Origin of the sequence: Rhizobium sp. BR 250 (assembly GCF_047445855.1) — a bacterium.
Classification (GTDB): domain Bacteria; phylum Pseudomonadota; class Alphaproteobacteria; order Rhizobiales; family Rhizobiaceae; genus Agrobacterium; species Agrobacterium tumefaciens_I.
In genome coordinates this window covers 68,375-86,078 of sequence record NZ_JARWKW010000015.1, presented here as the reverse complement: position 1 = coordinate 86,078, position 17,704 = coordinate 68,375, and the positions used below count along the sequence as shown (strand labels likewise).

At 60.2% G+C, this 17,704-nt stretch carries 16 protein-coding genes; 4 read left to right on the top strand and 12 right to left on the bottom strand.

Annotated elements, in window-relative coordinates:
* From QD336_RS21490 to QD336_RS21465, 6 genes are all read right to left on the bottom strand, one after another.
* Positions 1 to 1,596, bottom strand: coding sequence for a GMC family oxidoreductase (locus QD336_RS21490; protein ID WP_499172125.1), 1,596 nt, complete (start codon positions 1,594 to 1,596; stop codon positions 1 to 3).
* Positions 1,597 to 1,671: 75 nt separating this feature from the next.
* Positions 1,672 to 2,679, bottom strand: a complete 1,008-nt coding sequence (locus QD336_RS21485) for a branched-chain amino acid ABC transporter permease (protein WP_499172124.1) — start codon at positions 2,677 to 2,679, stop codon at positions 1,672 to 1,674.
* A 1-nt stretch (position 2,680) separates the two neighbouring features.
* The gene (locus tag QD336_RS21480; protein WP_269347335.1) at positions 2,681 to 3,568 is read right to left on the bottom strand and encodes a branched-chain amino acid ABC transporter permease; all 888 of its coding nucleotides are present in this window, start codon (positions 3,566 to 3,568) and stop codon (positions 2,681 to 2,683) included.
* Positions 3,569 to 3,570: 2 nt separating this feature from the next.
* Positions 3,571 to 4,272 carry an ABC transporter ATP-binding protein gene (locus tag QD336_RS21475; RefSeq protein WP_464017005.1) on the bottom strand — a complete coding sequence of 234 codons (702 nt, stop codon included), beginning with the start codon at positions 4,270 to 4,272 and terminating at the stop codon, positions 3,571 to 3,573.
* A 1-nt stretch (position 4,273) separates the two neighbouring features.
* The gene (locus QD336_RS21470) at positions 4,274 to 5,059 is read right to left on the bottom strand and encodes an ABC transporter ATP-binding protein (RefSeq protein ID WP_499172122.1); all 786 of its coding nucleotides are present in this window, start codon (positions 5,057 to 5,059) and stop codon (positions 4,274 to 4,276) included.
* Between the two features lie 29 nt (positions 5,060 to 5,088).
* A complete protein-coding gene (locus QD336_RS21465; RefSeq protein WP_269347339.1) occupies positions 5,089 to 6,297 on the bottom strand; it encodes an ABC transporter substrate-binding protein in 1,209 nt (402 codons plus the stop codon).
* A 212-nt stretch (positions 6,298 to 6,509) separates the two neighbouring features.
* Here QD336_RS21465 and QD336_RS21460 point away from each other — a divergent pair, with 212 nt between their 5' ends.
* Both QD336_RS21460 and QD336_RS21455 read left to right on the top strand, forming a co-directional pair.
* Positions 6,510 to 7,427: a LysR family transcriptional regulator gene (locus QD336_RS21460; protein WP_499172121.1), complete on the top strand. Its 918-nt coding sequence runs from the start codon at positions 6,510 to 6,512 to the stop codon at positions 7,425 to 7,427.
* Between the two features lie 136 nt (positions 7,428 to 7,563).
* Positions 7,564 to 8,586, top strand: a complete 1,023-nt coding sequence (locus tag QD336_RS21455; protein WP_269347343.1) for an LLM class flavin-dependent oxidoreductase — start codon at positions 7,564 to 7,566, stop codon at positions 8,584 to 8,586.
* A gap of 50 nt (positions 8,587 to 8,636) precedes the next feature.
* On the opposite strand, the gene QD336_RS21450 is transcribed toward QD336_RS21455, so the two are convergent.
* Positions 8,637 to 9,755, bottom strand: coding sequence for a mandelate racemase/muconate lactonizing enzyme family protein (locus QD336_RS21450; protein ID WP_499172120.1), 1,119 nt, complete (start codon positions 9,753 to 9,755; stop codon positions 8,637 to 8,639).
* A gap of 229 nt (positions 9,756 to 9,984) precedes the next feature.
* On the opposite strand from QD336_RS21450, the gene QD336_RS21445 reads away from it, so the two are divergent.
* Positions 9,985 to 10,659, top strand: a complete 675-nt coding sequence (locus tag QD336_RS21445) for a GntR family transcriptional regulator (protein WP_499172119.1) — start codon at positions 9,985 to 9,987, stop codon at positions 10,657 to 10,659.
* Positions 10,660 to 10,782: 123 nt separating this feature from the next.
* Complete coding sequence (locus tag QD336_RS21440) at positions 10,783 to 12,252, top strand: mannitol dehydrogenase family protein (protein WP_499172118.1); 1,470 nt, start codon at positions 10,783 to 10,785, stop codon at positions 12,250 to 12,252.
* Positions 12,253 to 12,352: 100 nt separating this feature from the next.
* Here QD336_RS21440 and QD336_RS21435 read toward each other — a convergent pair whose 3' ends face one another.
* The 5 genes from QD336_RS21435 to QD336_RS21415 all read right to left on the bottom strand — a co-directional run bounded on the left by QD336_RS21435 (position 12,353) and on the right by QD336_RS21415 (position 17,622).
* A complete protein-coding gene (locus QD336_RS21435) occupies positions 12,353 to 13,198 on the bottom strand; it encodes an ATP-binding cassette domain-containing protein (RefSeq protein WP_269347350.1) in 846 nt (281 codons plus the stop codon).
* Positions 13,195 to 14,034 (bottom strand): ABC transporter ATP-binding protein, encoded by an 840-nt coding sequence (locus QD336_RS21430; protein WP_499172117.1) that lies wholly within the window; start codon positions 14,032 to 14,034, stop codon positions 13,195 to 13,197. The genes QD336_RS21435 and QD336_RS21430 overlap by 4 nt, the downstream gene beginning before the upstream one ends.
* Positions 14,035 to 14,037: 3 nt before the next feature.
* Positions 14,038 to 14,952 carry an ABC transporter permease subunit gene (locus tag QD336_RS21425; RefSeq protein ID WP_499172116.1) on the bottom strand — a complete coding sequence of 305 codons (915 nt, stop codon included), beginning with the start codon at positions 14,950 to 14,952 and terminating at the stop codon, positions 14,038 to 14,040.
* Positions 14,949 to 15,956: an ABC transporter permease subunit gene (locus QD336_RS21420; RefSeq protein WP_499172115.1), complete on the bottom strand. Its 1,008-nt coding sequence runs from the start codon at positions 15,954 to 15,956 to the stop codon at positions 14,949 to 14,951. The genes QD336_RS21425 and QD336_RS21420 overlap by 4 nt, the downstream gene beginning before the upstream one ends.
* Positions 15,957 to 16,017: 61 nt before the next feature.
* Complete coding sequence (locus tag QD336_RS21415; protein WP_269347359.1) at positions 16,018 to 17,622, bottom strand: ABC transporter substrate-binding protein; 1,605 nt, start codon at positions 17,620 to 17,622, stop codon at positions 16,018 to 16,020.
* Positions 17,623 to 17,704: the final 82 nt, after the last annotated feature.

The following is a 17,704-nucleotide window of genomic DNA, read 5'->3' as shown; positions in this document are numbered from 1 at the left end:
TCAGCGATTATCCGCAAGGATCATGTCGGCAGCTTTTTCGGCAATCATGATCGTCGGGGAATTGGTGTTTCCGGAGGTGATGCGCGGCATCACCGAAGCGTCGGCGACGCGCAGTCCGGCGAGCCTGCGAAATTTCAGCCGCGCATCGACAACGCTCTCCACATCCGACCCCATGCGCAGCGTGCCAACGGGATGGAAGATGGTGGTGCCTATGTCGCCCGCCGCCTTCGCGAGATCATTATCGTTTTCGAAAGACGGGCCGGGCCGGTATTCCTGCGGGTTGAAGCGGGAAAAGGCTGGCTGGGCGACAATGCGGCGCGTCAGCCGCATCGCGTCGATGGCCACCTGACGGTCGCCTTCGGTGGAGAGATAGTTCGGGCGGATTTCCGGCTGCATGGCGAAATCCGGTCCTTTCACATGCACTGAGCCCCGGCTTTCCGGCCGCAGATTGCAGACACTTGCGGTAATGGCCGGAAAAGTGTGAACCGGATCACCGAACTTGTCGAGAGAAACCGGCTGGACATGATATTCCAGATCGGCGGTTTCCTTTTCCGGCGAGGAGCGGGTGAAAACTCCGAGCTGGCTCGGCGCCATCGACATCGGGCCGGAGCGGGTCAGCGCATATTCAAGGCCGATCCGCGCCTTGCCGAACAGGGTGGAGGCCCTTTCATTCAGCGTCAGCACGCCGGAGACCTTGTAGACCATGCGCAATTGCAGATGGTCCTGCAGGTTCTCGCCCACGCCCTGAACCTCCGCCACGGTGTCGATACCGGCGGCCTGAAGCACGTCGCCACGGCCGACGCCGGAAAGCTCCAGAATGTGCGGCGAGCCGATCGCGCCTGCGGACAGCACCGTCTCGCGCCGTGCGCGCATCTTTTTCAGGACGCCGTCATGGTGGAACTCGACACCCGTTACCCGGCCCTCCTCGATGATAAGCCGCTTGACGTGCGCCTTGGTGAGAACCGTCAGGTTCTTGCGGCCGAGCGCCGGTTTCAGAAATGCCTTTGCCGTGTTCCAGCGCCAGCCCGAGCGCTGGTTGACGTCGAAATAACCGGCGCCCTCATTGTCGCCGCGGTTAAAATCATCGGTCGCGGGAATGCCCGCTTCGCCCGCTGCCTTCTGGAAGGCATCGAGCACGTCCCAGCGCACCCGCGCCTTTTCCACCCGCCATTCACCGCCGGCGGAATGCAGGTCGCTTTTGCCGCGATAAAAATCCTCCGACTTCAGGAAATAGGGCAGGATATCGTTCCACCCCCAGCCCTCGCAGCCGAGCTGCCGCCACATATCGTAATCGCGGGCCTGGCCGCGCATATAGATCATGCCGTTGATGGAGGAGCAGCCGCCGAGAACCTTGCCGCGCGGATAGATCAGCGAGCGACCGTTGAGCCCCGGCTCTTCCGCCGTCTTGAAACACCAGTCGGTGCGCGGATTGTTGATGCAATAGAGATAACCGACGGGAATATGGATCCAGTGGTAGTTGTCATTGCCGCCCGCCTCCAGAAGCAGGACACGGTTGTTCGGATCCTTCGAAAGGCGGTTGGCGAGAACGCATCCGGCACTTCCCGCTCCGATGACGATATAGTCATAGTCCCCCATGTTTTTCTCCATAAGCCGCCCTTGCCGCGTCGTCCCGGACGCGGAGGAGGCCTTTTCCTGTGTTTTCAAAAATACCTAGCCGCGATGCTGGAAGCCGAGTTTTCTCCCAAGCCGCGACGCGTAAAATTCGCCGATCAGACCGCGCCGGAACACCAGGACGCAGGCCATGAAGACAAGACCGGTGATGATGGTGACCGGGAAATCCGATGTCGCGAGATAGTTCTGCAAGGTGACCACGAGACCTGCGCCAAAGATCGGGCCGATCATGGTGCCAATGCCGCCGAGCAGCGTCATCAGGATCACCTCGCCGGACATCTGCCAGGTCACATCCGTCAGCGTCGCGAACTGGAAGACCAGCGCCTTCAGCCCGCCCGCAAGACCGGCCAGCGCCGCCGACATGACGAAAGCGCCGAGCTTGTAACGCTGCACGCTGTAGCCCAGCGAAATGGCGCGCTGCTCGTTCTCACGGATGGATTTCAGGATCATGCCGAAGGGCGAGTTGACGAAGCGCCAGATGACCAGCAGTGCCAGAACGAAGGTGACCAGCACCGTGTAATAGATGTTGAGCGGCGCATTGAGGTCGAGAAGACCGAAGAGGTGGCCACGCGGCACACCCTGCAAACCGTCCTCGCCATGGGTAAACGGTGCCTGAAGGCAGAAGAAATAGAACATCTGCGACAAGGCCAGTGTGATCATGGCGAAATAGATGCCCTGACGGCGGATGGCGAAGAAGCCGATGACGAGGCCGAGAAGGGCCGCACCCGCCATGCCGATGATGAGGCCGATCTCCGGCGTCACGCCCCATTCCTTCACCGAATAGGCGGTGAAATAGGCAGCACCGCCGAAGAACGCCGCGTGGCCGAAGGAGAGCAGCCCGGTGTAACCGATCAGCAGATTGAAGGCGCAGGCAAACAGCGCAAAGCACAGGAGCTTCATCAGAAAGATCGGGTAAACGAACATCGGCGCGGCGATGAGGACGGCGAGCCCCGCCAGAATGAGCATGGTCTTGATGGTTCCGGCAGTCGCCGAAACTTCCGTCTGCGGCAGCGTACCGGCGGTGGGACTATGGGTGGCTTTGGACATATCAGGCGTCCTTTCCGAAAAGTCCGGCGGGGCGGATGAGCAGCACAAAGGCCATGATGACGAAGATGACGATGTTGGAGGCTTCCGGGTAGAACACCTTGGTCAGTCCTTCGGCGACGCCCAGCATGTAGCCGGTGACGATGGCGCCCATGATCGACCCCATGCCGCCGACGACCACCACGGCGAAGACGACGATGATGAGGTTCGTGCCCATCAGCGGCGAGACCTGATAGATGGGTGCGGCGAGAACCCCAGTGAACCCGGCAAGACCGGCACCCAGCGCATAGGTCAGCGTCAGCAGCACCGGCACATTGATGCCGAAAGCCTGCACCAGCGTCGGGTTTTCAGTGGCCGCCCGCAGATAGGAGCCGAGCCGCGTCTTTTCGATCAAAGCCCAGGTGGCGATGCAGACGATAAGCGAAATCACGACAACGAAAGCGCGGTAATTCGGCAGGAACATGAAGCCGAGATTGGTGCCGCCGGCAAGCTCGCGCGGCACCGAATAGGGCTGCCCGGCAGCGCCATAAAGCCAGCGGAACGTGCCTTCCACCACCAGCGCCAGGCCGAAGGTGAACAGCAGCCCGTAAAGCGGATCGAGATCATAAAGCCGCGACAACAGGAAACGTTCGATTATCGCGCCGAACAGCGCCACGACGAGTGGCGTGACGATGAGCGCCACCCAGAAATTGATGCCGAAATATTGCAGGCCGAGGAAAGCGACAAAAGCGCCGAGCATATATTGCGCGCCATGGGCAAAATTGATGACGCGCAGCAGGCCGAAAATGACGGCGAGACCGAGCGACAGCAGCGCATAGAAGGAGCCGTTGATAAGGCCGACCAGCAATTGCCCGAGGAGCGCCTGAATGGGAACGCCGAAGATCATCGTCATGGTTAAACCCCCAGCACCTTGTTGAGTTCACCCATGCGGGCGGAAAGCTCGCCGACCGGAAAATCGCTAACCATCTGGCCGTGATCCATAAGGTAGAAACGGTCTGCAATGCGGCTTGCAAAACGGAAATTCTGCTCGACCAGAACCACGGTCATGCCACGGCTCTTCAGTTTCTGCAGCACCTCGCCGATGCGTTGCACGATGACGGGGGCAAGTCCCTCGGTCGGTTCGTCAAGCAACAGCACCTTCACACCGGTACGCAGAATGCGCGCCATGGCCAGCATCTGCTGCTCGCCGCCGGAAAGCTTGGTGCCGGGGCTGGTTCGGCGTTCGTAAAGATTGGGAAACAGCTCGTAGATTTCATCCAGCGTCATGCCGCCGGAAGCGACCACGGGCGGCAGTTTCAGATTTTCCTCAACACTTAGCGTCGCGAAGATGCCGCGCTCTTCCGGCACGAAACCGAGACCGTATTTCGCCGTGCGGTGTAGCGGCACCGGCATCAGATCCTTGCCGCCGAGCTTGATGACACCCTTGCGGTTGCGGATGATGCCCATGATGGTGCGCAGCGTCGTGGTCTTGCCCACGCCATTGCGCCCCAGAATCGTGATGGTTTCGCCTTCGCCGACGGTGAGATCGACGCCGTGCAGGGCCTGGCTTTCGCCATACCAGGATTTCAGGTTGGAGACTTCGAGCATTGCCGCCATATCAAGCCTCCTCCGTACCCATATAGGCCGTGCGCACGCGTGGATCGGCGGAAACCTCGGCATAATCGCCTTCCGCCAGAATTTCACCACGTTGCAGAACCGTGACGTGGTGGCAGATATCCGCCACGACTTTCAGATTATGTTCGACCATCAGCACCGCGCGGGTTTTGGCCACCTCGCGGATGAGTTCGGCGACATGGGAGACATCTTCCCCGCCCATGCCGGCCATCGGCTCATCCAGCAGCAGCACCTTCGGATCGAGCGCCAGCGTGGTGGCGATTTCGAGAACCCGCTTGCGGCCGTAAGAAAGATCGGCCGCAAGCGCATGTTTTTCCCGTGTCAGGCCGACCATGGCGATCAGCTCCTCGGCACGGGCGTTCAGCCTGTCGAGCGAAGAGAGCGGCAGCCAGAACTGCGTTGCAAGGCCACTCTGCCGCTGCAACGCCACCCGCACGTTTTCCAGAACCGTCAGATGCGGAAACACCGCCGATATCTGGAAAGAGCGCACGAGGCCGAGACGCGCCACCTTGTCCGGCGGCGTCCTTGTTATATCCGTTCCCATGAAGGTGATCGCCCCGCCCGTCGGCTGGAGAAACTTGGTCAACAGATTAAAGACCGTAGTCTTGCCGGCGCCGTTCGGACCGATCAGCGCATGCACGCGGGCATGATGCACGTCGAGATCGACGTTTTTCACGGCCGCGAATGCGCCGAAAGTTTTGCTGAGACCACGCGCCGAAAGAACGACGCGAGGTTCGGCCTGCCCGGCGGGGGCGGGAGCGATCGTCATGAAACTTTCCCCTTTATTACGTCAGTCTTTTATTGCGTCACCAGCGGGCAACCGCTCTTTGCGGGGTCCATGAAGGCTTCCTTGCCGGGGATGGTGGCGAGCACCTTGTAATAATCCCACGGCTGCTTGCTCTCATCCGGCTTCTTCACTTCCATGAGATACATGTCGTGGATCATGCGGCCGTTCGCTGCCACATGACCGTCCTTGGAGAAGACGTCGTTAACGGGCATTTCCTTCATGGCCTTTGCGACGGCATCGGCATCGTCGGTGCCTGCCTTTTCGATCGCCTTCAGATAATGCAGCACGGCGGAATAGGTGCCGGCATGCACCATGTTCGGCATGGCGCCGGTGCGTTCCTTGAAACGCTCGCCGAATTTGCGCGATTCATCGTCGCGGTCCCAATAGAACCCTTCCGTCAGCGTCAGGCCCTGGGCTGCCTCAAGACCGAGGCCATGGACTTCGGCAAGCGTGAAGAGAAGAGCGGCAAGCCGCTGGCCGCCCGCCACGATGCCGAATTCGGACGCCTGCTTGATGGCGTTGGAGGTATCGAGGCCGGCATTGGCAAGACCGATGACCTTTGCACCCGAGGACTGCGCCTGCAGCAGGAAGGAGGAATAATCCGTCGTCGCGAGCGGATGGCGCACGGAGCCCAGCACCTTGCCGCCGTTGGCCTTGACGAAATTGGAGGTGTTTTCTTCCAGCGAATAACCGAAGGCGTAGTCCGCGGTCAGGAAGAACCAGCTGTCGCCGCCCTGCTTGACGAGTGCGCCGCCGGTGCCGACCGCCAGCGAATAGGTGTCATAGGCCCAATGGAAACCATAGGGGCTGCACTGCTTGCCGGTCAGCTCGGTGGTTGCAGCACCTGTATTGACGGTGATCTTCTTCTTGTCCTTGGAGAGCGCCTGCACGGCAAGACCCACCGACGACGAGGTCAGTTCCATGATCGAATCGACCTGTTCGGTGTCGTACCATTGCCGGGCAATGTTGGATGCCACATCCGCCTTGTTCTGGTGGTCGGCGGTCACCACTTCCACCGGCGCATTCAGCACCTTGCCGCCGAAATCCTCGACCGCCATCTTCGCGGCTTCGTAAGAGTATTTGCCGCCGAAGTTGGCGTAGACGCCCGACTGGTCATTCAGGATGCCGATCTTGACCTTACCGTCCGAAATCTCGGCGGCATAAGCGGCAGTGCCGGCGGCCAGTGCCATGGCCGTGGATAAAACGATACTCTTGCGCATGACTTCTCCTCCCAGAGATGATTGCGAGCCTCAGATTGTCTGTGCAGCGGTGAACGAAACCGTTGCACCCGAATGGCCGCACCGCCCTCCTCAAAGCGATGCATCCTGAGCCTAGACTTCTCGAATTCGGCCGTTGACACAAGAGCGGGGCATCATCAAATTGCGAACAGGAACTGTTCATTTTTGAACAGAACTCTTGACGGGAGACAAATATGGCCACCCCTTTCACCTGGGACGACCTGCAATATTTCCTGGCGGTGGCGCGCACCGGACAGCTCTCATCGGCCGCCCGCAGCCTGCGCACCAGCCACGCCACGGTCTCCCGCCACATCGACAGGCTGGAATTCTCGCTTAAAACCAAGCTGTTCGAGCGAAACCCGCGCGGTTATGAGCTGACGACGGTCGGGCGGCGGCTGGTGGATACCGTCGAGCGCATCGAGGCGGAGGCTGAACGGCTGCAATCGGATATATCCGAAAGCGGCAGCCTGCTACGCGGCGTGGTGCGCTTGAGCGCCCCTGAAGGTTTTTCCAATTTTTTCTTCGTGGAAAGGCTGAAAGACTTCGCCGTGACCCATCCCCACATCATGGTGGAAATGGTGACGATCCAACAGATCATGGCGCTTTCCCGAAAGGAAGCGGATGTGGCGGTGACGCTCGATCCGCCAAAAGCCGGTCCCTATATCAACGAACAGATCATCGATTACACGCTGCATATCTATGCCTCGCGTTCCTATCTCGCCGGGCGGCCGAAAATCCTGAAGCGCGAAGACCTGCTCGATCACTTCTTCATCGGTTACGTGCAGGGTCTTATCTTCTCGCCGGGCCTTGATTATATGCGCGACGTGCTGCCGGGTCTCAGACCCAACTTCCAGTCATCGAGCATTTTCGCGCAGCTGACAGCGACGCTCAGCGGCCGTGGCCTCTGCATATTGCCGAACTTTATCGCCGCGCGGTTTCCGGATTTGCAGATGGTGCTTGCCGGCGATGTCGAGCTGCGGCGCGGTTACTGGCTGACCAGCCATCAGGATTTTGCCAACGTGCCGCGTGTGCGCTCGCTGATGGATTTCATTCTCACCACCGCGCGCGCGCATGAACATCTCTTCATCCTCGATCGCAAGACGATCGTCTGAAACGGCCATCGTTCACATTTCGGCGACACCGTGTCTATGGATGACCGGTTGGAGGAAACGCGCCCCTGCCTATATGACTGACAACAACGAAGCCGGTTTGTGCAAACCGGCATCCTCCGACATCTGGAAGGTCATCATGAAAAAGATCGGATTCCTATCCTTCGGCCATTGGACGCCCTCGCCGCAGTCGCAGACACGCTCCGCGGCCGACACGCTGCTGCAATCGATCGACCTCGCCGTGGCTGCGGAAGAGCTGGGTGCCGATGGCGCCTATTTCCGCGTGCACCATTTCGCCCGTCAACTCGCCTCGCCCTTTCCGCTTCTGGCTGCCGTCGGCGCCCGCACGAAAAATATCGAGATCGGCACCGGCGTCATCGACATGCGCTATGAAAACCCATTTTACATGGTGGAAGATGCCGGCTCGGCAGACCTCATCGCCGGTGGGCGCCTGCAGCTCGGCATCAGCCGCGGCTCGCCGGAACAGGTGATCGATGGCTGGCGTTATTTCGGCTATCGCCCGGCCGAAGGCCAGAGCGAAGAGGACATGGCGCGGCAGCACACCGAGGTTTTCCTCGAGCTTCTGAAGGGCGAAGGTTTCGCCGAGCCGAACCCGCGGCCGATGTTCCCGAACCCGCCCGGCCTTTTGCGTCTGGAACCGCATTCCGAAGGACTGCGGGAGCGCATTTGGTGGGGCTCGAGCTCCAATGCAACGGCGGTATGGGCGGCAAAGCTTGGCATGAACCTGCAAAGCTCCACCCTGAAGACGGATGAAACGGGAGAGCCTTTCCATGTTCAGCAGGCGCAGCAGATCCGCACCTTCCGGGAAGCCTGGAAGGAGGCCGGTCATACGCGCGAGCCTCGTGTCTCAGTCAGCCGCAGCATCTTCGCGCTCGTTAATGATCGCGACCGGTCCTATTTCGGTTACGGCAACGAAGGCGACGACAAGATCGGTTATATCGACGACAAGACCCGCGCGATCTTCGGACGCAGCTATGCCGCCGAGCCTGAAAAGCTGATCGAACAGCTGAAGGCCGACGAAGCCATCGCCGAAGCCGATACGTTGCTTCTGACCGTGCCGAACCAGCTGGGCGTCGATTACAACGCCCATGTAATCGAGACGATCCTGAAGCAGGTGGCGCCGGCTCTCGGCTGGCGATAACGGCTGTTCCCGAAAATGAGCAAGGCGGCGCATTCCCTGCGCCGCCTTTTTTATTTCACCGCCTTGCCATAACGGGAGAAGCTTTCAGCCAGCGGCGTGGTGCTCGCACCCGGCTGCTCGGGCCGTTTGTAAACACCATCACGCACATGGATCGGCTCCTCGAAATGGTCCTTGATCCACGGAATATATTCGAGAATGGTCGATGCCGGATGCCAGTAGCTCAGATGCACATGCACCTGGCTCATCTCCCCCGCATGCGGCACCACCGGCAGGCGGTGCGCAAGCGCCAGATCGGCGACCTGGATATATTCGGTGATGCCGCCAAGCCGCGTCACATCCGGCTGGACATAGGCAACCGCGCCGGCATCGATGAAGGAACGGAACGCATCCACCGTATAAAGCTGCTCACCCAGCGCAATCGGAATGGAGGTGTTGCGCGCCAGCCGGACGTGGCTCGTCACATCGTCATACCAGAGCGGCTCCTCGAACCAGTAGATATCCAGATCTTTCGCCCCTGCACAGAAACGCTGGCATGTCGGCAGGTCCCACTTGCCGTTGCCGTCAATGGCAATGCGGATCGTGGAACCGACACGTTTGCGGACGGCGGCAAGGCGGGCAATATCGATATTCGGATCGTCATGCCCGACCTTGACCTTCAGGCGCGTGAAACCGTCTTCCTCCACCGCCCTGACGCTGCCCGCCAGCAAGTCTTCCAGCGTGAAGGACAGCCAGCCGATATCGGTATTATAAGCCTCCACCGCCGCCGTGCGGGCGCCACCGAGAAGATGCCAGAGCGGCACGCCTGCCTTTTTCGCCTTGATGTCCCAGAGCGCCACATCCACTGCGGCGAGCGCCAGATGGGTGATGCCCGCGCGGCCGACCCATTGCAGTGCCGGATAACGGGCAAGTTTCGTCCAGAGCCTTGAATGGTCGGATGCATCCTCACCCAGAAGCAAGGGGGCGTAACAATCGCTGATGCAGGATGTGATCAGCCTGTCGGAGGGCAGATGTGCGTGGGTGCCGGTAAAACCATAACCCTCGATCCCGTCGCTCGTCGTGATTTTCGCACCGACAACGCCCCAATGGGTGATGCTGTGAGTGGAATCGGAAATCGATTCCGAGGTCAGCGGCAGATGCAGGATGAAAGGTTCGACAGCGGTTATTTTCATGATCGGTCATTCCTCATTGCTTGAACGGCTTGCGAGGAGGAACGGACCAGCCTTCCGCGATCCATGGGCACGGTGACGGTTTTCTGGGGAGCGACCGCCCGCCCTCCTCCGGCGGTTGGTTTCCAATGGGGGATAGAGCTAACCGAAAAACAGCCTTTGTAAATAAAAAATTTTTTATTTTTAATATTCAGCCATTGCCTGCCCTGCGAAGCTGGGTGATGATGCCGGCATGAACACGCTGGTCAAAGTCACACTCGCCGATCAGGCGCATCGGGAACTTCGCGCCCGCATCGTCAGCGGCAAATTGCGCGGCGGCGAACGGCTGCTGCCCAATGAGCTTGCGGCCGATCTCGGCATCAGCCCCACGCCCGTCAAGGAAGCCTGCCTGAAGCTCGAGGCTGACGGGCTGGTGGTCAATTCCTCACGGCGCGGCATCGTGGTGCGCGATTTTACCGTCGAGGATGTGGAAGAACTCTACGCCGCCCGAATGCTGCTCGAAAAAGGCGCGGTGGAAGTGGCTTTTGACGCCGGGCAGTTGAACGAGGCGCTGCATGCGCAGCTGCTGCAAAGCCTGGCGCAACACCGCGCATTCGCCAAAGGTTCAACGCTGGACGAATTATCGAAGGCGCTTTTTCATGACCGCAGCTTCCACGCGGCTCTGGTTGCGGCGGCACACATTCCCGTCATTTCCGGCTCACATGAACGTATTCTCGACCAGACGCACACGGTGTTCGTCTCGATCCTCGGCGATTACGCCCGCTCGGTCGAGGAGCACCAGAATATCGCCGACGCCATCGCCGCCGGCAGCAAGGCGCAGATCGTCGATGCCCTGTGGCGGCATCTCGAGCGCAGCCGGCAAAATACGCTGCGTCAGGTCCGGCTGCTCAAAGAGACCCGGGGCTGATCTATCGAAATATGACCGGTTCAGGAACAGGGGAGAAATTGACATGATGTGCGAAAACCAGAACGCCGTGATGGACGCGGCACGAACCATGGATTTATCCTTCGAGACAGGGATTTCGTATCGATGACAGACCGGCTTTCCGCTGCCACCCTTACCCGCCTGCCGCAATCCGTCGCACCGCCCGCCTATGATCGCCAGACCGTCACGCCGGGCATCGTGCATCTCGGCGTCGGGGCCTTTCACCGGGCGCATCAGGCGGTTTTCATCGATGATTGCCTCAATCGCGGCGAAACCCGATGGGGTATCGTTGCCGCGTCGCTGCGCAGCCCGGATACCCGCGACGCCATCGAACCGCAGGACAATCTCTACGCATTCTGCCTGCGAGACGGCCAGAGCGAGCGGCTGCGGATCATCGGCTCCATTCTGGAAACCATCGTCGCACCGGAAGCCCCCGAACGGCTGGTGGAGCGGCTGTCCGGTCCGGGTGTCCTCATCGTCACGCTGACGGTGACGGAAAAGGGCTACCTGACCAATCTCGCCTCTCGCAGCCTGTTGCGCGATCATCCCGATATCGTCCATGACCTTGAAAACCCCGACCGACCACGCTCCATCTTCGGTTTCATCCTTGCAGCCACGCGGCGCAGGCGCGATGAAGGCTCGCTGCCGCTGACGCTTCTTTCCTGCGACAACCTGCCTGCCAACGGCCATGTGCTGCGAAAGCTGCTGCTGGAATTTGCGGAACTGGCCGATCCGGAGCTGGCCTCGTTCATCGAAGCCAATATTGCCTGCCCCTGCTCGATGGTGGACCGCATCGTGCCCGCCACCACCGACGCGGACCGGGATGTGATCTCGGCGGCGCTTGGCCTGCGCGATGTCTGGCCCGTGGTGGCCGAGCCCTATTTCCGTTTTGTCATCGAGGACCGCTTTCCGCATGGAAGGCCGGCGCTCGAAAGATCGGGCGTGGAATTTGTCGGCGATGTCGAGCCATACGAACATATGAAGCTCAGAATGCTGAACGGCGCCCACAGCGCCATCGCCGCCATCGGCCAGATCGCCAGCCTTGCGACGGTGGCCGACGCATGGGCCGAAAAAACCGTGCGCGATTTCATCGATGCCTATTGGCACGAAGTCGACCGAACGCTGGACCCCGCCGTCGACGGTGCGGAATTCGTGGCAGGCCTGCGGCAGCGTTTCGCCAATCCATCGCTGCAGCACAGGACCATGCAGATCGCCTCCGACGCCTCGCAGAAGGTGCCCTTGCGCATTCTTGCTCCGCTGCGCGAATTGCTGGCGGAAAAGGCCGAAAGCAGGGCCATCATTTTTGCCGTCGCCCTGTGGATCAGATCCTGCGCGGTCAGGGATGAAAAGGGGCAGCCGATCACCATTCTCGATCCCGCTTTCAAGGAATGGGATGCGCCGGACCAGCTGGCAATGGCACCGGATGATGTGGTCGACCGTTTTCTGACTTTCGAACGCACCTTTGGCAAGGACCTGCCGAAAAACGAGACTTTCGTCTCCAGCCTGAAAGCCGCCTATCGCGACATTCGGGAGCAAGGTGCGCTGGCGGCCATCGAGCGTTTTTTGAAGTCCTGAAACGAGCTGGCGGGAAACGCGCCATCGTCATGCTCGGGCCTGTGAGAGACGGTTATCGGCAGCCTGGCGAGGCTTAGGCTGCCGATACTAATCTCACCGCTCAAGCCGTAACGGCCAGCCGCGCCGCCTTGCGGCGTTCCACGCGGGCGCGGATGGCATCGACATCCGTGATAGGTGTCGCAGCAAAAAGCTGGCGCGTATAGGGATGTTTCGGGTCGGCGAAGAGTTCCTCACGCGTGCCCTGCTCGACTGCCTCACCCTTGGAAATGACCAGCACGTCATCGGCGATGTAGCGCACCACCGAAAGATCGTGGCTGACGAAAACATAGGTCAGCTCGAATTCTTCCTGCAGATCGCGCAGCAGGTTCAAGACCTGCGCCTGCACCGAAAGATCGAGTGCCGAGACCGGCTCGTCCAGCACCAGCAGCGCCGGGTTCAGCATCAATGCGCGCGCAATGGCGATACGCTGGCGCTGGCCACCGGAGAACATGTGCGGATAGCGGTTGAAGTGCTCAGGGCCGAGGCCGACCTTCACCAGCATGGCTTCGGCCCGCTCGCGACGCTCCGAAGCCGGTATTTTGGTGTTGATGACGAGCGGTTCCATCAGCACGTCCCCCACCTTCTGGCGCGGGTTGAGACTGCCATAAGGGTTCTGGAACACCATCTGCACCTTGGAGCGCATCTGTGTGTCCGGGCGACGCTTGGCGATATCGACCGGCTTGCCTTCGATCTTGAGCTCACCGCCGGATGCCGGGTCGATAAGCGCGATGATGCGGGCAAGCGTCGACTTGCCTGAACCGGACTCGCCCACGATGGCGAGTGTCTTGCCGCGCTCGACGGCAAAATCGATACCCTTCAGGGCCTGAACGGTCTTGGCACCGCCGAACAGGCCGCCGGGAACGTGATAATGGCGGGTAATGCCCTTGCCTTCGACAACAATGCTCATTGAACGCCCTCCTTGCCGAAGAAATCGGAGACCGTGGGCAGACGGTCGCCGGTGGCATTTTCCGGCAGGGCCGAAAGCAGTGCCTTGGTATAGGGATGTTGCGGAGCCTCGAACAGGCTCAGCACATCCGCCTCCTCCATCTTGCGGCCCTTATATTGCACAACGACGCGGTCGGCGGTTTCTGCCACCACGCCCATGTCATGGGTGATGAGGATCAGCGCCATGCCATACTCTTCCTGCAGCTTCATCAGCAGGTCGAGGATCTGCTTCTGGATCGTCACGTCGAGCGCGGTCGTCGGCTCGTCGGCGATCAAAAGCCGCGGTTTGGAAGCAATCGCGATGGCGATCATCACGCGCTGGCACTGGCCGCCCGACATCTGGTGCGGGTATGCCTTGAGCTTGGTTTCGGGATCGGGAATGCCGACAGCGCGGAACAGTTCCAGAGCGCGGGCACGGGCGGCAGCGCCGCTCATGCCGAGATTGAGGCGCAGGACCTCCTCGATCTGGAAACCGACCGTGAAGGACGGGTTGAGCGAGGCGACGGGTTCCTGGAAGATCATGGTGATCTCCCGGCCGATCACCCTGCGGCGCTCCTGCGACGACATGTTCAAAAGGTTCTTGCCGTCGAAGGTCATCTCATCGGCGGTGATCTTCGCCGTATCGGGCAAAAGCCCCATGACGGCGAGCATCGATACCGACTTGCCGGAACCGGACTCGCCAACGATCGCCAGCACCTCATGCTTGTCGACGGAGACATCGATGCCGTTGACGGCCGTGAAGGCGCCGGTGGCGGTGGCGAATTTGACCGTGAGGTTCTTGATTTTCAGCAGGCTCATCGCTCAGCTCCGCTTCAGTTTGGGATCAAGCGCATCGCGCAGGCCGTCACCCACAAGATTGATGGCGAGCACCGAGATCAGGATCGTCAGGCCGGGAAGCGTCACAACCCACCAAGCGCGCAGCATGAACTCACGCGAGTCCGCCAGCATGGTACCCCATTCAGAGGCGGGCGGCTGCGCGCCCATGCCGAGAAAGCCGAGGGCAGCGGCATCGAGGACCGCAGACGAGAAGGACAGGGTCGCTTGCACGATCAGAGGCCCAAGGCAATTCGGCAGGATGGTCTTGAACATAAGCCGGAAATTACCGGCACCGGCCACACGGGCGGCAGTGACATATTCGCGCCTGAGCTCACTCATCACGGCAGCCCGCGTCAAGCGGGCGAAATGTGGTTGATAGACGATGGCGATCGCGATCATGGCGTTGGTCAGACCCGGGCCAAGGATCGCCACCAGCACCAGTGCCAGAAGCAGGGAGGGAATCGCCATAATGACGTCCATCACCCGCATGATGACTGTATCCACCCAGCCGCCGAAGAAGCCAGCGACGAGGCCGATGACGATACCTCCGACAAGCGCGATGGAAACGACGACGATGCCGATAAACAGCGAATATTGGGCGCCATAGATCAGGCGGGAGAGTATGTCGCGGCCCACCGCATCAGTGCCGAAGAAGAAGCCGGCACGACCACCTTCCTGCCAGATCGGCGGGACGAGCAAGGCATCGCGATATTGCTGGGTCGGATCATGCGGTGCAAGAATGGGCGCGAAGATCGCGACCAACACCAGAAGAAGGAAGACCGCAAGGCCGATGACGGCGCCGCGGTTCTGGCTGAAATAGAACCAGAAATCGGCGAACATCCGGCGGCGGATGGCGGCGTCCGAAAGGCGGACGCCGGGCGTGGTGGTCACATCGGTCATTTGTGACGGATCCTCGGATTGATGAGGCCATAGGTCAGATCGACGAGCAGGTTGACGATCATCACTATGCCTGTGATGAGGAGGAGGCCGCTCTGTACAGATGGATAGTCACGACGCGAGATGGAATCGATCATCCACTTGCCGATGCCCGGCCAGGAAAAGATGGTTTCGGTCAGGATGGCGCCGGCCATCAGCACGCCAATCTGCAGGCCGATGGTGGTGATGACCGGGATCATCGCATTTCGTAGTGCATGGATGCCTACGACGCGCGCCGATGACATGCCTTTTGCACGCGCAGTGCGTACGTAGTCCTCGCCCAGAACCTCCAACATCGCAGATCGTGTCTGTCGGGCGATCACGGCAAGCGGGATGGTGGCAAGCACCACGGAGGGCAGAATGAGATGTGACACAGCCGATGCGAAGGCACCCTTCTGTCCCGAAATCAGGCTGTCGATCAGCATGAAACCGGTGACGGGGGGGAAGAAATACATCAGCGAGATTCTTCCCGTAACAGGCGTCCACTGAAGGGTGCTAGAGAAGAGGACTATGAGTTGCAAACCCCACCAAAAAATCGGCATGGAAAAACCGACAAGCGCGGTCGTCATAGCGATCTGGTCTAACCAGGAGCCGCGACGAATGGCGGCGATGACGCCGACCGGCACGCCGATCAATGTTGCGATGATGATGGCGACAAGGCCAAGCTCGACCGTCGCGGGGAAAAGCGACAGGAACTCGGTGAGAACGGGTTTCTTGGTGACCAGCGAATTGCCGAGATCGCCCTGAAGCAGCCGTCCGAGGAAATGCAGATATTGCTGCCAGATGGGCTGGGCGAAGCCGAGCTGTTCGGCAAGCAGCGCATGCCGCTCTGGCGAAATGCCACGCTCGCCCGCCATCAACAGCACGGGATCGCCCGGCAGGACGCGCACGAAGGCGAAGGCGACGAAGGTAATCCCGAGAAATGTCGGAACGAGGTAGAGAAGTTTGCCGAGAATGAACCGGATCATGGCTTTTTCCTGAAAAGACGCGCGGAAGAACAGGGTCCTTCCGCGCGTCCGTTGTTTGGGATTATTCCGCGATGTCGACGTTTTCGAAGGTGTAGTCGCCAAGCGGGCTCATGGTGAAGCCGGAAACCTTGGCGGACATCGGAACGAACTGCGTGGAGTGCGCAAGCGTCGCCCACGGAGCCTGTTCCTTGAAGATCACCTGCGCCTGCTCATAAAGCTTGGTGCGCTCGGCAACGTCCGTGGACTGCTTCGCCTTGGAGATCAGCTCGGAGAACTCCTTGTTGCACCATTGCGCACGGTTCGTGCCGCCTTCGCCTGCGGAAGCGCAGGAGAGCAGAACGCCCATGAAGTTGTCCGGGTCACCATTGTCACCCGTCCAGCCGAGAATGACGGCGCCGTCGCGGTTCACTTCGGTCGACTTCTTGAGGTATTCGCCCCATTCGTAGGACACGATCTCAGCCTTGACGCCAACCTTGGCGAAATCCGCCTGGATCAGCTCGGCCGTGCGGCGTGCGTTCGGCATGTAGGGACGCTGAACCGGCATTGCCCAGATCTTCATCGAAAGATCCTTGACGCCAGCGGCTTCGAGAGCCTTCTTGGCCGCTTCCGGATCGTAGGAATCGTCCTTGATGCTGTCGTTATAGGACCACATGGTCGGCGGGATCGGGTTCTTGGCAACCTGGCCTGCACCCTGGAACACGGCGTCAATGATCGCCTGCTTGTTCATCGCCATGTTCAGCGCCTTGCGCACTTCCGGCTTGTCGAAAGGTGCAACGGTGGTGTTGTAGGCGAAATAGGCGACGTTCAGACCCGGCTGCTCGTCGAGCTTCAGGGTTTTGTCGGCGCGGATGGCGGCCAGATCAGCCGGTGCCGGGTAAGGCATCAGGTGGCATTCGCCGGCCTTCAGCTTCTGCAGGCGAACGGCGGCGTCCGGCGTGATTGCGAAGATCAGGTCGTCGATCTTCGGTGCTTCACCCCAGTAGTCGGCGTTCTTCTGGTAGCGGATGACCGCGTCCTTCTGATAGGCGACGAACTTGAACGGGCCCGTGCCGATCGGCAGGTTGTTGAAGTCTTCCTTGGTGCCGGCCTTGTCCAGGGCATCGGCATATTCCTTCGACACGATCGAGGCGAAAGGCATGGCGATGTTGGCGAGGAACGGGGCTTCCGGACGCGTCAGCACGAACTTGACGGTGTAATCGTCAACCTTGACGATGTCCTTGATCAGCGACGGCATTTCCATGGAATTGAAATATTCGTAGGTGATACCTGCGATATATTGGTTCCACGGGTTCTTCGCGTCACGCTGGCGGTCGTAGCTGAAAATCACGTCATCGGCGTTGAAATCGCGGCTCGGCGTGAACTTGTCGTTGGAGTGCCACTTTACACCCTTGCGCAGGTGGAAGGTGTATTCCAGACCATCGCTCGAAACGTCCCATTTTTCGGCAAGGCCGGGCTCAACTTCGGTCGTGCCCTTCTTGAACTCGGTCAGACGGTTGTAGACCGGATGCGCGGAAGCGTCGAAGGTGCCGCCTGCGGTATAAGGCGACGGATCGAAGCCTTCCGGCGATGCCTCGGAGCAATAAACGAAGGTCTTTGCCATGGCTGGCATGGCGGAAGCCATCGCAAGCGCAGAGGCGATAAGCAAACTGCGGGTCAGCGTTTTCATCTGGTGGTCCTTTCCCTCTTTTTCTGAGTTCCTGCGGCCCCGTTTGGGGGCCTACCTCTTCTGGTCAGCGGCGACGCGGAAA

What these genes read in the sequence shown, in the direction of transcription:
- QD336_RS21490 (WP_499172125.1), bottom strand. Translation starts at nt 1,596, where the DNA reads ATGGGGGACTATGACTATATCGTCATCGGAGCGGGAAGTGCCGGATGC.
- QD336_RS21485 (WP_499172124.1), bottom strand. Translation starts at nt 2,679, where the DNA reads ATGTCCAAAGCCACCCATAGTCCCACCGCCGGTACGCTGCCGCAGACG.
- QD336_RS21480 (WP_269347335.1), bottom strand. Translation starts at nt 3,568, where the DNA reads ATGACGATGATCTTCGGCGTTCCCATTCAGGCGCTCCTCGGGCAATTG.
- QD336_RS21475 (WP_464017005.1), bottom strand. Translation starts at nt 4,272, where the DNA reads ATGGCGGCAATGCTCGAAGTCTCCAACCTGAAATCCTGGTATGGCGAA.
- QD336_RS21470 (WP_499172122.1), bottom strand. Translation starts at nt 5,059, where the DNA reads ATGACGATCGCTCCCGCCCCCGCCGGGCAGGCCGAACCTCGCGTCGTT.
- QD336_RS21465 (WP_269347339.1), bottom strand. Translation starts at nt 6,297, where the DNA reads ATGCGCAAGAGTATCGTTTTATCCACGGCCATGGCACTGGCCGCCGGC.
- QD336_RS21460 (WP_499172121.1), top strand. Translation starts at nt 6,510, where the DNA reads ATGGCCACCCCTTTCACCTGGGACGACCTGCAATATTTCCTGGCGGTG.
- QD336_RS21455 (WP_269347343.1), top strand. Translation starts at nt 7,564, where the DNA reads ATGAAAAAGATCGGATTCCTATCCTTCGGCCATTGGACGCCCTCGCCG.
- QD336_RS21450 (WP_499172120.1), bottom strand. Translation starts at nt 9,755, where the DNA reads ATGAAAATAACCGCTGTCGAACCTTTCATCCTGCATCTGCCGCTGACC.
- QD336_RS21445 (WP_499172119.1), top strand. Translation starts at nt 9,985, where the DNA reads ATGAACACGCTGGTCAAAGTCACACTCGCCGATCAGGCGCATCGGGAA.
- QD336_RS21440 (WP_499172118.1), top strand. Translation starts at nt 10,783, where the DNA reads ATGACAGACCGGCTTTCCGCTGCCACCCTTACCCGCCTGCCGCAATCC.
- QD336_RS21435 (WP_269347350.1), bottom strand. Translation starts at nt 13,198, where the DNA reads ATGAGCATTGTTGTCGAAGGCAAGGGCATTACCCGCCATTATCACGTT.
- QD336_RS21430 (WP_499172117.1), bottom strand. Translation starts at nt 14,034, where the DNA reads ATGAGCCTGCTGAAAATCAAGAACCTCACGGTCAAATTCGCCACCGCC.
- QD336_RS21425 (WP_499172116.1), bottom strand. Translation starts at nt 14,952, where the DNA reads ATGACCGATGTGACCACCACGCCCGGCGTCCGCCTTTCGGACGCCGCC.
- QD336_RS21420 (WP_499172115.1), bottom strand. Translation starts at nt 15,956, where the DNA reads ATGATCCGGTTCATTCTCGGCAAACTTCTCTACCTCGTTCCGACATTT.
- QD336_RS21415 (WP_269347359.1), bottom strand. Translation starts at nt 17,622, where the DNA reads ATGAAAACGCTGACCCGCAGTTTGCTTATCGCCTCTGCGCTTGCGATG.